10 protein-coding genes and 1 pseudogene are annotated in these 13,501 nt (G+C 57.9%); 4 read left to right on the top strand and 7 right to left on the bottom strand.

Annotated elements, in window-relative coordinates; translation table 11 throughout:
• The first annotated feature begins 584 nt into the window (after positions 1 to 584).
• A complete protein-coding gene (locus EN845_RS06435) occupies positions 585 to 1,193 on the top strand; it encodes a MarR family transcriptional regulator (RefSeq protein ID WP_135906872.1) in 609 nt (202 codons plus the stop codon).
• Between the two features lie 18 nt (positions 1,194 to 1,211).
• Here the strand turns inward: EN845_RS06435 and EN845_RS06430 are convergent, their stop codons facing one another.
• From EN845_RS06430 to EN845_RS06400, 7 genes and pseudogenes are all read right to left on the bottom strand, one after another.
• A complete protein-coding gene (locus tag EN845_RS06430; RefSeq protein ID WP_210234935.1) occupies positions 1,212 to 2,192 on the bottom strand; it encodes an ABC transporter substrate-binding protein in 981 nt (326 codons plus the stop codon).
• Positions 2,152 to 2,523 (bottom strand): cupin, encoded by a 372-nt coding sequence (locus tag EN845_RS06425; RefSeq protein ID WP_135880847.1) that lies wholly within the window; start codon positions 2,521 to 2,523, stop codon positions 2,152 to 2,154. Before EN845_RS06425 ends, EN845_RS06430 begins: the two co-directional genes overlap by 41 nt.
• 1 nt (position 2,524) lies before the next feature.
• Positions 2,525 to 3,184 (bottom strand): DUF2848 domain-containing protein, encoded by a 660-nt coding sequence (locus EN845_RS06420; protein ID WP_135906871.1) that lies wholly within the window; start codon positions 3,182 to 3,184, stop codon positions 2,525 to 2,527.
• Positions 3,185 to 3,215: 31 nt separating this feature from the next.
• Positions 3,216 to 4,508 carry an amidase gene (locus tag EN845_RS06415; protein WP_135906870.1) on the bottom strand — a complete coding sequence of 431 codons (1,293 nt, stop codon included), beginning with the start codon at positions 4,506 to 4,508 and terminating at the stop codon, positions 3,216 to 3,218.
• A 552-nt stretch (positions 4,509 to 5,060) separates the two neighbouring features.
• Positions 5,061 to 5,930, bottom strand: a complete 870-nt coding sequence (locus tag EN845_RS06410) for an MBL fold metallo-hydrolase (RefSeq protein WP_135906869.1) — start codon at positions 5,928 to 5,930, stop codon at positions 5,061 to 5,063.
• A gap of 25 nt (positions 5,931 to 5,955) precedes the next feature.
• Positions 5,956 to 6,102 (bottom strand): annotated as a pseudogene (locus tag EN845_RS36010) (pseudoazurin); the annotation flags it as partial.
• A gap of 312 nt (positions 6,103 to 6,414) precedes the next feature.
• Entirely contained in the window at positions 6,415 to 7,602 is a 1,188-nt protein-coding gene (locus EN845_RS06400) for an alpha-hydroxy acid oxidase (protein WP_135906868.1), read from the bottom strand.
• A 475-nt stretch (positions 7,603 to 8,077) separates the two neighbouring features.
• Here EN845_RS06400 and EN845_RS06395 point away from each other — a divergent pair, with 475 nt between their 5' ends.
• From EN845_RS06395 to EN845_RS06385, 3 genes are all read left to right on the top strand, one after another.
• Positions 8,078 to 9,841: a thiamine pyrophosphate-binding protein gene (locus tag EN845_RS06395; RefSeq protein WP_210234934.1), complete on the top strand. Its 1,764-nt coding sequence runs from the start codon at positions 8,078 to 8,080 to the stop codon at positions 9,839 to 9,841.
• A 60-nt stretch (positions 9,842 to 9,901) separates the two neighbouring features.
• The gene (locus tag EN845_RS06390) at positions 9,902 to 10,936 is read left to right on the top strand and encodes a C-terminal binding protein (protein WP_135906867.1); all 1,035 of its coding nucleotides are present in this window, start codon (positions 9,902 to 9,904) and stop codon (positions 10,934 to 10,936) included.
• A 501-nt stretch (positions 10,937 to 11,437) separates the two neighbouring features.
• Positions 11,438 to 12,868 (top strand): aldehyde dehydrogenase family protein, encoded by a 1,431-nt coding sequence (locus tag EN845_RS06385; protein ID WP_135906866.1) that lies wholly within the window; start codon positions 11,438 to 11,440, stop codon positions 12,866 to 12,868.
• The last annotated feature ends 633 nt before the right edge of the window (positions 12,869 to 13,501 follow it).

Raw genomic sequence — 13,501 nt, 5'->3', positions numbered from 1 at the left:
CACAGTGTGATTATAATCGGACTGCGCTGGGACATTCACGAGCCCACAACGGGGCTTTGGCTCAACACTATGCCTGGGAGGCATCAGTTCATCAGATCAAGCCAATCGGGCAGATCCCCAGCGTGACAGATCGAAGAAACCAATGCCGATGCTAGCAATGCAGGAGATCTGACCGCATAAAGGGGGCGGAACCTCCCCCCTTCGACGCCAAGCTCGTTGCCACTAAATTCCACTGACGCAACTGCTTGCCGCAGCCCTCGCCGCCGCTGACGGTGCGCCTGCCCGATTCCCTCTTGACCAGGACTTCAATACCTTTCTAATTTGGAGAATGTTTAACATTAATTCAGAAGCTTTACGAAAGCTCTGGGAATGGGGAGTTGGATACAGGGCGCATTGTTGCGTTGTCCGTTGTTGCCACAGCAGAAAGCCACGCACCGGATACCGTTCAATAGCTGCCAGAAAAGTTTCCAGATTTGATATCAAGATACCTTTCAGGTACCAGTTCCTAGAACCTGACTCGCTCTGGTCTGCCGTCGTTGGCGCTTGGGCAAGAAGGTTCGGGGTGGTTTATCCGGAGGACATGAGTGCCAGAGATCAAGCAGAAGTTGGCTACAACCGGAGTTGCGGCAAAGACGAAGACCGTTGCCAGCATCAAGCAGACTGAGTTTTCTGCGCCGTTGACAGTCTCCAACCCCACTTTACTCGTTGACGGCAGCGATGACAGCTTCCGTCATGTCATATACCTGTTTGCCGAGGTTCTCGGAAAATTGACTGTTTGCCGAGAGGCGTTCGGTCGGCAGATCGGGCTGACCGGTTCCCAGTTTGCCGTCTTGTTCGGAGTGGCCTATCGACAAGGTGAGCAGGGCGTCACCATAAAGCGGCTGGCGCAGTATGTTCATCTGGCACCAACGCACGTGACGACCGAGGTGGGCCGCTTGATTCGCGGTGGCCTGCTCGTGAAGCGCTCGTCGGATGACGACAGGCGCAGCGTGCTTGTCAGTCTGACCGCGGAAGGCGAAAAGACGGTTAAATCTGTCGCACCTTTCGTCACCAAAGTTAACGACGTTCTGTTTGAAGGAATGACGGCGGCCGATCTTGCTTCGGCCGAATCGCTCTTCACTCGTCTTTCTCGCAACAGCGAGTTGGCGCTGGCGCAACTCAAGGTCGCGGAGCGGGAAAACCCGATCGACTGAGCAGCCATCCGCCAGCGGTCAGACGTCGCTGAAGGCGCTTGTCCGGCTCGCCACCACATCCTCGTAGGCGAGATCCTGCGAAGCCAGATTCATGTGCCGTGCGAACCTGCTCATTCCCGCGACGGTCTTGCGGGAGATGCGGTGATCGTAGAATGGCAGATCGCGCTTGATCAGCGTTGTAATGAGGCCGGCTTCGTTTGCCGGGAACAGCGCTGCGCCGACCTGGGCCGCCACATCCGGATTTTTATGCAGATGGGCGTGGGTATCGACGATCGCCTGCACGATCGCCTGTGCGCGTTTCGGGTCTTCCGCGACGAACTCGTCGCGAACGGCGATCGAGGCGAAAGTATAATCGAAGGCCTCGGAAGGACCGTCACCCCGCCTCACGTCAAGAATGACCTTGCCGATGCCCCTGGTTGTAGCGATCTCGGCTGCCATGCCATTAGCCCAGAATCCGTCGATCAGGCGAGCCTCGAGCGCCTTGGCGGCATTGAGACCGAAGTTGACGGTTTGGCCGGGCTGCGATGGAACCGGAGCGATCGTTACCCCGTCGCGTTCGATGTCGATACCCGCTTCAGCGAGCAACCCACGCAATCCGGTTTCCACCCACGGCGCCGCGCCGATCCTTTTGCCTTTCAATACCGAAAGGTCGCCGCGTTGCGCGGCATAGTCGGCGTGCATGACCAGGAACCAGTACATGCCCTGCGCTTGCGCGCAGAGGAGTTTCACGCCCTTGAAGTTCGGAAAGGCGGCCAGGGCCGAATGTGCGGATCCGGCGACTATGTCGATCTCGCCGTCCCGCAGCGCCTTGTAGGAACGGTCTACCGGGAACATCAGGTCCAGGGAAACGTCCAACCCGTTATCGCGGAAATGGCCAAGCTCTATCGCGGCTTCCGCCGGAAAGTAGGAGTTCGACACCATGTCGGGCACAGCAAGCTTAAGCATGGCAATAAACTCCTTATTGGAACCAGTGCGTTTCAAGCAGGAGACAGCCGCCATCCGACTTGAAGGGGCCGTGATAGACGCCCGGCGGCCGAACTGCGTAAGTATAGCCCTCGAATTTCTCCCCCCCCTTCCCGTCCGTGTCGTTACCGACAATGAGATCCCCTGAAACGAGGAAGACTTCCTCCCAGTAAATGTGGACGAATGGCGAGGTCGTATAGACGCCGGGGTCGAAACGCAGCAGCCGGGTCCGATTACCCTTTCGCGCCACCTCGTCAAGTCCGCCGGAGAGAATCTTCTGCTTGATGCCCGATGGGTAGCCATCCGGGGTGTGCCAACCCTCTTCAAGGTCGACGATGGCAAATTCCTCGTGAAGCTTTTCTGTCATCTCATCCTCGCACAGGCAGCGTGATTACGTCGTAGGCAGCGGTGATTGTCTCACCGGTTAATGGATCGCGCATCTCCATCTCGAACCGCTGGGACGGCTGCAAGCCGCCACGAACAGGGAGCGTGCCGCAGAACATGGCAGACCCTTCGCTCAGACCCTGACCGCCGAACCCAAGCACCACCAGTTCCCCAGGTGGGCGCATGGTGCTCAGCGTACCCTCCTGGTAGAGACGCCGTTCGCCGTCGACATTAATATGCGAGCGGATTTCGATGTCATCCCATCTGTCTTTGATGTCGGCGAAGCGCCAGAGTGTCGAACTTACTGGTTTCGCGCAAAGTTGCTTCGAGAGGGTCACGCCGATTGTTTCTGCCTTGCGGTCGGTATGATCGGAACCGACGCCGACCCAAAGCTGGCCACCGAGTGTGACCAGCACCGGCTCCACCTCCCCGCTCGAGGCATCACCCATCACTTCGATCGAGTGACTGACGGTCAAGAGCGAGGCAGAAACCCGGTAGAAAATCGGCGTGGAGGTGGGCCTGGCAACGCCGATCGCCTCTAGTTCGTGGATGTGTTTTTCGACGGCATCACGGTTTCTGCCAGTCCATCCGGCGATCGTCAGATCTTTGACATCCCTCGGATCGAGCGTTCTCGTTTGGATCAAGTGACCCCCTCCTTCTGTTTCAACGCGGTCATTATTCGCCTAGACATGCCTCGACCGATCGGGCCATGGCCAGCAGTCGCCTGTCCCGGCCAGATTGCCCGATCATCATGAGAGCAGCGCCAGGCAGGCCTTCGACAGGCAACGAAATGGCGGGCAGATCGAAGAAATTCGCGATCGCCGTGTTGCGCAACAGGAGTGCATTGCGCTCCGTGAAACCTGCCGCACTTGCTACTTGCTCCAGCGTCGGTGCCACGATCGGAACAGTTGGCATGACGAGCACATCACAGTCGGCCGCGCTCCGGCCGACTGAAGCGGCAAGCGCGCCACGTCCACGGATCATATCGATGTAATCGGCGGCGCCGATCGTCTTGCCGCGTTCGATCCGCACCAATATGTTCGGATCTATGCGGGAAGCCTGGCTCAGCCTGTGGCGGTGCAAGGCGAAGGCTTCGGCGGTTGCAATTCCGCCCTTGGCATTGACCTCGCGCATGCCGTCGAGTTCAGTCAGCATGACATCTGTCACGCGACAACCAGCGGCCGCCAACGCCTGCAAGGCGCGATCGAACGACTCGGCAATCGCCGCATCTATGCCCTCGAAGGGCAAACCTTGGACGACGCCGACGCGCAGCCCCGCCAGCGGCACCGCAGCCTGGTCGTCTTCGACGCCGGCCAGAACCGCGTCCGCCGAAGCGCATGCGTCGACCGTGCGGGCGATCGGACCCACACAGTCCAGACTTTCCGACAAAGGAAAAGCACCTCGGGTGGAAATCCGGTTGCTGGTCGGCTTGAAGCCGACCAGGCGACATAGGGCGGCCGGTATCCGTGTCGAGCCTCCGGTATCAGTGCCAATCCCGATCTCGCAGAAATCGCGGGCTACCGCCACGGCGGCGCCTGACGAGGACCCTCCCGGGACCCGGCTGGTGTCGAGTGGATTGCGTGGCGTTCCCAGATGCGGATTGGTGCCGACGCCCGAGAATGCGAACTCGCTCATGTTGGTCTTCGCGACGATGATCACGCCCGCTGCCCGCATTCGGTTCACAGCAACCGCATCACGGGTCGCAACCTTGCCCTCGCCGGCGAGAACCACAGAACCTGCGCGGGTCACCTCGCCGGCGACATCAAAAAGATCCTTGATTGTGACGATCGCCCCGTCGAGCGGCCCGAGACTGATACCAGCCTTGGCACGCGCATCCGCTGCCGTTGCCGCGGCGCGCGCACCGTCGGAGTACACGGTGGGGCAAGCCACCATGCCGTCTAGATTTGGGTCCCCGATGGCGGCAATCGCCCGGTCTAGCCGCTCGACCGCAGCGCACTTCCGATCCATTGGAGACCTCGATATCTCTAAATTTTACATAGGAACATACATACCTAATGAACATAATCCTGTTGCCGGCAGTCTGTCTAGCTTTTTCCGGCGCCGACCATCTAACCGTCGGTCGTAGGCTCAGATGAAGAAGGCAGGATGGCAGGATTTGGCCGACACGCATTCGGCAGATAAGCAAGGCTGCCGGCTCCAACCTCTGGTACCTGCTGCCCTTTTCCCCGTTGATGCACTGGAGATCCGACAATCTGACAGGGCTGAGACATTAACCGACCACACGTCACGGCGCTCGGACTGAAGCTCGAGGCCGTTCGAGTGGGAATACCACAGATTGACGATGGCAAAGTGCGCGCATACGTCGAGCTGCACATCGAGGAGGGACCAATCTTAATCAAAGGAAGGAACTCTCGAGTGCGCTCGTTACAGGCATTCGGGGAAGCGTCCGCTATCGGAACCCACACATCCTAGGCGAATATGCACATGGAGCCTTTCCTCCTGAAATGCCTCCGCCTGGTGTCGCTCGGAACAGAGTTCCGCTGGGTCGCGGTGTCACTTCTAACGCACGAAAGAATAGCGAAACCGGTCGCCGTCCGCCTCGATTCGTCCAACCGTCGGATTTGGGAAATGGATCGGCAGAACCAAGGTGCCGGTTCCGGCAACCGATGCCAGGAAGTTTCGGCGCGAGCGGATGCCAGCCTTTGGGTCCCAGTCGAAGTTTGTCGACCATTCCGGTTCGCGGCATTGCAGGGCGTGGTGGAACAGGTCGCCGGTGACTACGGCACTTTGGCCCCTCGAGCGGATATTGACGCAGCAATGGCAAGGAGAATGGCCGGGTGTCAGCGTCAGAGACACGGTATTGTCGAGCTCATAGTTTTCGTCCACCAGAAGTGCCTGCCCCGCCTCAACGATCGGCTCGCAGTTGAAACGCCAGACGTTGTCGAGCGTATTGTCGCCTTGCCGGGTCTCAGCTTCCCTGGCGGCGTACTCGCCCTTGTGGAAGACGTATTTGGCATTCGGAAATGTCGGTACCCAGCGCGCGTCCTTGAGGACGGTGTTCCAGCCGCAGTGATCGATGTCGAGATGAGTGCAAAAAACGTAGTCGACGTCCTCGAAGCGCAGGCCCGCGCCACGGAAACCGTCCAGCCAGGGCTGTTTCGGAAAGTCCATTGGAGCCGAGTAGCCCTTGTGGTCGCCGGTGCAGGTGTCCACCAAAATGGTGTGCTTCGGCGTGCGCACGACGAAGCTCTGATACGTGATAACCATTCGGCCAGATGCCTTGTCGAAAACGACCGGGTCTAGTTCGGCGATGTGACGCCGCCCGATCTCCGGATCATAAGCTGGGAACATGTCCTCGGGTCGGCGCCAAGGGCCGTCCCGTTCTATTATGCTGGTAATTGTTACGTCCCCAATTCGAAGCGTCTGCATGCTACCTTCCTCCGAGATATGGCCTTTTGTCGGTTGCCCCGAATGTCACCGTGTCGCCGGGTGCTACCCTCAGGAACTCCGGCTCGAAGTGCAGAGCCTGCCCGGTGGTTCCCTTGTTCAGCATCTGCACTTGATGCTTGCCCGACATGTCGCCACCGCATGCGGCTGCCACGGTGAGATCGAAAGTGCTCTGTTCATCGGATCTGTCCCTCAGTCTTTCTTGAGCCAGCCCTATCGGTTCCAGAGGACCGACAGCGTGCTTCGCGGGGCGCTCTCTGCGCTGGCACAACCTCGTTTCACATCGCTTGACGTTGCGTTGGCGCAAAGAACCAACGAGCTTCGATCCGCTACTCGGGATCTTCCAGGAAAGCAGCGCGCGTATGGCAGCTCCGCCACAGACAATAGGCCGGGTGATTGGCGCGGAGAGCGTTGTGCGACGCTGGCCGGCCCATATCCGGGTGTTCATTCACCACGAGATGCGACGCTACCGACGCTGGTCCTGGCCCGTAGAGAGGGCATTCCGCAATGCGTTATCTGCAAAAATGAATTTATCCACCTCAGCCGGCGTACGACATCCAAGATAGGCCAAAGTTTTTTCAAACTCGTCAGCCAAGAGCCTGAAGACTTTTGCGACGCCGGGCTGCCCAGCAACGGCAGCGCCGTAGAGCGGAGCGCGACCAATAAGAACCATAGCCGCGCCAAGGCCCAAAGCCTTTGCAATATCACTTCCACGCCGCACTCCGCCGTCAACAAGTATAGGTATACGCTTGCCCACTTCAGCAGCGATTTCCGGAAGCATCTCGACTGAGGAGACGGCTGAATCGAGAGCTCGCCCTCCATGATTGGAGACCACAATCGCGTCGGCGCCACAGGCAATCGCTTTTTGAGCGTCCTGGCGACTGAGAACGCTTTTAACAATTAGTCTTCCCGGCCATACATCTCTAATTTTAGCAATCTCATCCCAGGTCATCGCCTCATGTCGGTCTGGTATCGCTGCATTGCCTAAAATTGATTGATACCGTTGCGGATGATTGGCGTGATACCAAATTCCTTTCTTTGCTAATTGCTGTGCCGCAACGCCCAACAACCAGCGCGGCCGGCGAACAGCATCAATGCTGGTGCGGGTGCTAAATCGGAACGGTATTGAGAATTTGTTTCGTTCATTATGTTCTCTCGATCGCCCCAGCGCCTGATCGATAGTGACCACCAATGCCTCGAATCCGAGGTCACGCGCGCGCGCGATCATCTCGTAACAATAGTGTGTCTCCCTCCACATATATATTTGAAACCAAAGTCGGCCGCCGGCTTCTCTCGCGACGGTCTCCATACTGGCATCAGACGTCGACGCGAGCGTGAACGGAATCCCAGCCTCTGCCGCAGCTTTCGCAATAGCAACCTCGCCGCTGTACCAACAAAAACCTCCCATACCGGTTGGAGCAGTGGCGAGGGGTAGCGAAAGTGGCTTCCCAAACAACTGGGTGCTCATATCGCGCTTGGAGAGGTCGACCAGAAACCTAGTCTGCAGCTTGATCTTTCTGAAAGATTCGATGTTGTCGTTAAGCGCAACCCCGTCTTCAGACCCTAAGTCAATGAATTCAAACAGAAATCTTGGCAATCGGCGCTTCGCGGCTAGCCTGAAATCCGAAACGGAGAGGCATTCCGTCAAACGCATATCGGTTTCCTCTCACCCTTATGCACCCTTATGGCAACTTCGAGCATAAAAATAATGCCCCCCGCGAGGGCAGCCGACATTGGCTAATTACCTACTTAACTATGCTATTTCGCAACATGTCAACGGCAGATAAATACCAGCCAATAGGTGGAGCAGACCAGGCCACGTGTGACGCCAGCATGTGACCGGGGGAGTGCGGTGCTGAGGTCGTCGGCACCGGTGCTATGGACGGAGCCCCGCGACGATGAAGACAGCGCCGATGCCGAATATAGCGTCGGCGGATCGGAGTGTTCGACAGTTGGATCGACAGGTCTCCGATGCTGCTTATCCGTAGCACGAGTCCTGTCGATGCAACCAAACGGCGGCCGCTGATCGATGGAATGCACACCGCTATTGCACATTAGGACGATAGAAAGCTATCATAATGCATATGAAATTTAGCTTCATAAATAACCTTTTTTTGGGAGGGCACTAGGTGCGCCAGTCGGAGTTGCAAACGGGGATCGTTTCCGAGCCGAGCCCCGAGTGGGGAAGCGATGTCGCCGCTGCCATGCTGCGACATCTCGGGATTGAGTATGTGACCATGAACCCGGGGGCCAGCTATCGGGGGTTGCACGACAGCCTTGTCAATTTCCTTGGTGATGAGCGGCCGAAAATGTTGCTTTGCCTGCATGAGGATCATGTAATCTCAATCGCTCACGGCTACGCGAAAGTGCACGATAGGCCTATGGGGGCCATTCTCCATAGCAACGTCGGCCTGATGCACGGCCTCATGGGCATTTTCAACGCCTATTGCGACCGTATGCCCATGATCGTCGTGGGCGCTACCGGCCCCATTGAACCCGAGAAACGGCGACCCTGGATCGACTGGATCCATACGGCGAAGGATCAAGGAGCACTCCTACGGGATTATGTGAAATGGGACGACGAGCCGCGGTCTACGAACGGCACAATCGAGGCATTTCTCCGGGGCATGCAGTTAACGCAGACTGAACCAAAGGCGCCGGTCTACATCTGCCTCGATGCGGGTATGCAGGAAAGCCGTCTGACAAAGCAGGTGGAGCTTCCTCCGACGCGCTACGGCACGGCGCCAGCTGCCGTTGCGGATGCGGCCACGGTGAGCAGGGTCGCCAATCTCCTGAACGGCGCAACACACCCGCTCTTCCTCATCGGACGTGGATCGCGCTCTCAAGCGGACTGGGACCGCCGTGTCAAACTCGCCGAATTCTTTGGCGCAACGGTGGTGACGTCGGTTCTAGAGCGTGCTGTCTTCCCGACATCGCATCCGCTTCATGTCTTGCCGCCGATCTCGATTTTGGGCGGAAATTTCAAGGATGAGGTTGCGGCCGCGGATGTGATCTTGAGCTTGGACTGGCCGGACCTCAACGGCCTGTTGCGCGGCGTAAGTTCTGAAACCCACAAGATACAGGCGACGATCATTAACGTATCACTGGACAGCCATCTACATCGGGGCTGGAGCATGGATTATTTCGGGCTTCCCCCTGTCGATGCGCCGGTGCTGGCAAACTCTGACAGATTTGTCGAGCAACTGCTCGACGCCACGCGCTCCCTGACCCGAGGAAGCTCCGTCAGCTATCCCGCGTCCACGTCGCCATCAGGGGACTACTCCCCCGGCCCGGGAATACATCCCCACGATATCGAAGTTGCCCTGCAACGCGCTCGAGGTGATCGCGAATTGACGCTGGCCCACTCAAATCTGAGCTGGGTTGGAGACGTTTTCGATCTTCGTGGGCCGCTGGATTTTCTTGGTCACGACGGAGGCGGCGGCCTGGCTGCAGGCCCCGGCCTGACGGTTGGAGCCGCGCTCGCGTTGAAAGATACGAGCAGACTGGTTGTGGGCGTCCTGGGCGACGGCGATTTTCTCCAAGGTGTTACGGCTCTTTGGACCGCTGCACATTATCAGCTGCCGGCGCTCTTTATCGTCAGCAACAATCGATCGAACTTCAATGATGAGCTGCACCAGGAGGCGGTTGCGAAGGTCAGGTCACGTGAAACCGCAAACCGCTGGATTGGTCAGCGCATCGATGATCCTGCCGTTGACCTCAGTGCAATGGCGCGCAGCCAAGGTGTGCAGGCAGAAGGCCCAGTTGAATCCATCGAAGATCTCGAGAGTGCGATCGCGCGAGGGCTCGATGCAGTGAGAGAAGGACGGCCTTATCTCATCGATGTGCTCGTTGGCGCGACCTACGCCCCTCCCTCGATGATGTCGCGCGGCTGAACGTTCGACCAATCGTCATTCACATTATCTCCGATAAGTTTAACGGGTGAGTCTCCTAACATGTCGACTATCAAAGTTCTGGTGCCCGATATGGACGTCGAAGAGGTTGCCGCCGACGTGGCCGGCCCAAACTTGTCTTTCGACGTTCGTGGCGTGCAACATGTGAGCGCCATAAGTGCGGAAGATTGGGGCGACTGCGATGCCGTCCTGATGCGGAATCGCATCGTCCTTGATCGTTCTACAATCGGCAAGCTTTCGAGGTGTCGGATTATCGTCAGAGCAGGTGTTGGCTATGACAACATCGACATAGGTGCATGTGCCGAAGCCGGCATTCCGGTTTGCAACGTGCCGAACTACGGTACGACCGAAATTGCAGACCACGCGATTGGGCTGCTGCTCTACTTAGCGAGGGGCCTTGGCTCGTATGACGAACGCTTGAGGGCGGATCTAACTGGTAACTTCAACGGTGAAAATGTGCCAGTCGTGCGGCGTCTCCGCGGCGGCATCTTCGGTGCCGTTGGCTTGGGCCGGATAGGAACCGCAGTGGTCAGGAGAGCTTCCGCTCTAGACATGAGCGTCCTGTATTTTGATCCACTCTTGCCCGAAGGGCATGAGCTGGGCATGGGTTTTCGGCGTGCCAAGTCCCTTTCGGAAGTGCTTTCCGTATCAGATGTGGTCAGTCTCCACATGCCCCTCAATGATACCACGCTTCGACTACTGGACGCCAACCGGCTTGGTGAAATGAAGCCAGGCGCCATTCTCATAAACATTGCTCGTGGCAAGCTGGTCGATATCGACGCGGTTTACGACGCGCTGCTAAGCGGCCGTTTGGGAGCTGCGGGATTCGACGTCCTGCCATCGGAGCCTCCGGACCCTTCACAGCCTTTGTTCAAGGCATGGTTGGACCGTGAGCCCTGGATTGCCGGGCGCCTGGCGTTGACGCCCCATGCCGCGTCCTATTCTGACGCCTCGACGAGTGACCGTCGTAGGCTGTCAGCCGGCATGCTCAAAGATTTTTTTGAGCATGGGCTGGTGCGGAACAACGTAAATCCAGGTTGGGAAAAATTTTCTAAGGAAAACCTGCTAGCTTCTTGAACGAGGCGCAGCACTTTTCAAGCAAACTCGATCTTGGAGTCTGTCTTCCGCCACGTAGTGGAGCGACAAACGATCAGCTCGACGCACAATCGACAGGCTTCAGCGTACGCAAGGGCGCATCCGACAACCGCTTGGAGCGTTTCGCGATGAATTGGCCTCATTAGATGGCAGGGCAAACAGAAGGATGCCGGCCAGCAGGTTTAGCGAGCGTTTCCAACACGCCCTAACAAAAACGCGACGCTCGACAATTATTGCGAGCGCGTGTCTGGCGCCTGACGCGCCATAGATGAGCCTCCGTCGGAAGTGCGGCTGGAGCCATCGCGATCCGGCAATCCATAAGACAGGCACATTCATTGTTGTTGGATTAGACCGTAAGAATTCGGTGGCACCCGAGGAAATATATGTTGATAAGATAGGTTTAACATGTAGCAATATCGACCGAGGGAAACGTCGACCACCGCTGGATCTGCCCGCAGCGACGGCGGCGCAATGGAGGTCTTTATGGACAACAATCTTAGATTCTACATAGACGGGAAGTGGGTTGACCCGGTCGCCCGCAACGCAGTTGACGTGATCGACCCAGCGACAGAAGAGCCAGTTGCGCGCATCAATCTGGGCACGGCCGAAGACGTCGATCGAGCCGTCAAGGCGGCGCGAAAGGCATTTCCAGCGTTTTCGCGGCGGAGCAAGGCCGAGCGCATCGACCTCCTTAATGCGATAACCGATGAATATCGGCGCCGGTTCGAGGACGTCTCGCAGGCTATGATGCTGGAGATGGGCTCTCCGATCAATTTCTCACGCGAGCTCCAGGCAGCCTCTTCGCTCAGCCATCTAAAATCGGCAGTCAAAGTGCTGAAAACCTACGAGTTCGAGCAGATGCTGGACAAGGCGCTGATCGTGCGCGAGCCGATCGGTGTGTGCGGTTTCATCACCCCATGGAACTGGCCGCTCAACCAAATCATGGCGAAGCTCGCGAGCGCGCTTGCTGCAGGGTGCACCTCGGTGGTAAAGCCGAGCGAGTTTTCGCCTTTGAGCGCGATCATTCTCGCCGAAATCCTTCACGAAGCAGGCACTCCGGCCGGCGTCTTCAATCTCGTCAACGGTGACGGTCCTACCGTCGGGCATGCTATTTCCACACATCCAGACGTCGATATGGTGTCGTTCACGGGCTCGACGCGCGCGGGGATCCAAGTGGCCATCGACGCTGCTGCAACCGTCAAGAGGGTGCACCAGGAGTTGGGCGGCAAGTCTGCCAACATCCTGCTTCCCGGCAATCACCTCGGCAGGTCGGTGCCTGCTGGTGTCATACGTGCTTTCCGTAACAGCGGACAGTCGTGCCAGGCGCCGACCCGCATGCTGGTTCACGAGAACCAACTTGATGAGTGCCTTGACCTCGCCAAGTCCACGGTGGCTGCAATGGTCGTGGGCGACCCGCGCGCGGACAGGACCACGCATGGGCCGCTGGTCAACAAACAACAGTTCGATCGCGTGCAGTCGTTTATCGAGACCGGCATAAAAGAAGGCGCTCGCCTCGTCGTGGGTGGTCTTGGTCGGCCGGAAGGCCTCAACCGGGGCTATTTTGTGCGGCCGACCGTGTTCGCCGGCGTCACACGCGAAATGACCATCGCCCAGCAGGAGATCTTCGGACCGGTCCTTTCGGTGATGACCTATCGGGACGAAGACGAAGCGATCGACATCGCCAACGATTCGATCTTCGGCCTTGCGGGTCATGTCTTTGCCGATGACGTCGGTGAAGCCAGGAGAGTTGGCCGACGGATTCGTGCCGGCCGCATATATCTTAACAATGGACCGAGCGAAGACGACACAGAGTACGAAGCGCCTTTTGGCGGCTATAAGCAATCGGGCAACGGCCGAGAGGTTGGTGTTTTTGGTCTCGAGGAATTCCTGGAGACAAAGGCAATCATGGACTAAGGCTTGTTGAGATTCAGAACTCCACTTTTGGCTCGATTGTGATTCAAGCTTTGGATGGAACGGTTGTGCTAACGGACGCCCAATGGGCGAAGATGGAACCGCATTGTCTGGGTAAGCCAGCCGATCCGTGACGAAGTGGTGGCGACAATCGCCGCTTCATCGAAGCGTTGCTTTGGATCGTGCGGACAGGAAGCAGTGGTGCGACCCTCCAGCCTTTTTCGGGAGCTGGAACACGGTTTTCAAACGATACCGGGACTGGGTCAAAGCCGATATTTTCATTCGGCTTTCAAGGCCTGCTCCCAATGAGCCGGATCACGGTCGATGCCACCATCGTCAAGGTCAATTGATACGGCCAGGGCGCAAATAGGGGACTGGAAGCCGGGGCATAGGCCGCACCAAAGGCGGTATGACAACTAAAATCCTGGCGCCCGATCCGCCCAGCCTTCTGGGCGCTGGCAATCGCGTCCAGATGGGGCGGACAGCACCGGCAGGTCTGCCGGTGCAGCATCAGCGTCCTCTGTGCTCATCGCGGAACGATACAGCATCACGTCATTTCCTATTCTGAAGGTCGGCCTCGCCAGCGTCACTAGGCGACGAAGTATGCTTTCTTGAACTTGTAACGGTTCAGACCCC

The organism is Mesorhizobium sp. M8A.F.Ca.ET.202.01.1.1 (assembly GCF_004791595.1).
Classification (GTDB): Bacteria; Pseudomonadota; Alphaproteobacteria; order Rhizobiales; family Rhizobiaceae; genus Mesorhizobium.
The sequence above is the reverse complement of the archived record's forward strand: the minus strand, read 5'-3'. Positions and strand labels throughout refer to the sequence as shown.

Coding starts and splice junctions, on each gene's coding strand:
- EN845_RS06410 (WP_135906869.1), bottom strand. CDS start 5,930: ATGCAGACGCTTCGAATTGGGGACGTAACAATTACCAGCATAATAGAA.
- EN845_RS06425 (WP_135880847.1), bottom strand. CDS start 2,523: ATGACAGAAAAGCTTCACGAGGAATTTGCCATCGTCGACCTTGAAGAG.
- EN845_RS06430 (WP_210234935.1), bottom strand. CDS start 2,192: ATGGCGGCTGTCTCCTGCTTGAAACGCACTGGTTCCAATAAGGAGTTT.
- EN845_RS06400 (WP_135906868.1), bottom strand. CDS start 7,602: ATGCGTTTGACGGAATGCCTCTCCGTTTCGGATTTCAGGCTAGCCGCG.
- EN845_RS06390 (WP_135906867.1), top strand. CDS start 9,902: ATGTCGACTATCAAAGTTCTGGTGCCCGATATGGACGTCGAAGAGGTT.
- EN845_RS06385 (WP_135906866.1), top strand. CDS start 11,438: ATGGACAACAATCTTAGATTCTACATAGACGGGAAGTGGGTTGACCCG.
- EN845_RS06415 (WP_135906870.1), bottom strand. CDS start 4,508: ATGGATCGGAAGTGCGCTGCGGTCGAGCGGCTAGACCGGGCGATTGCC.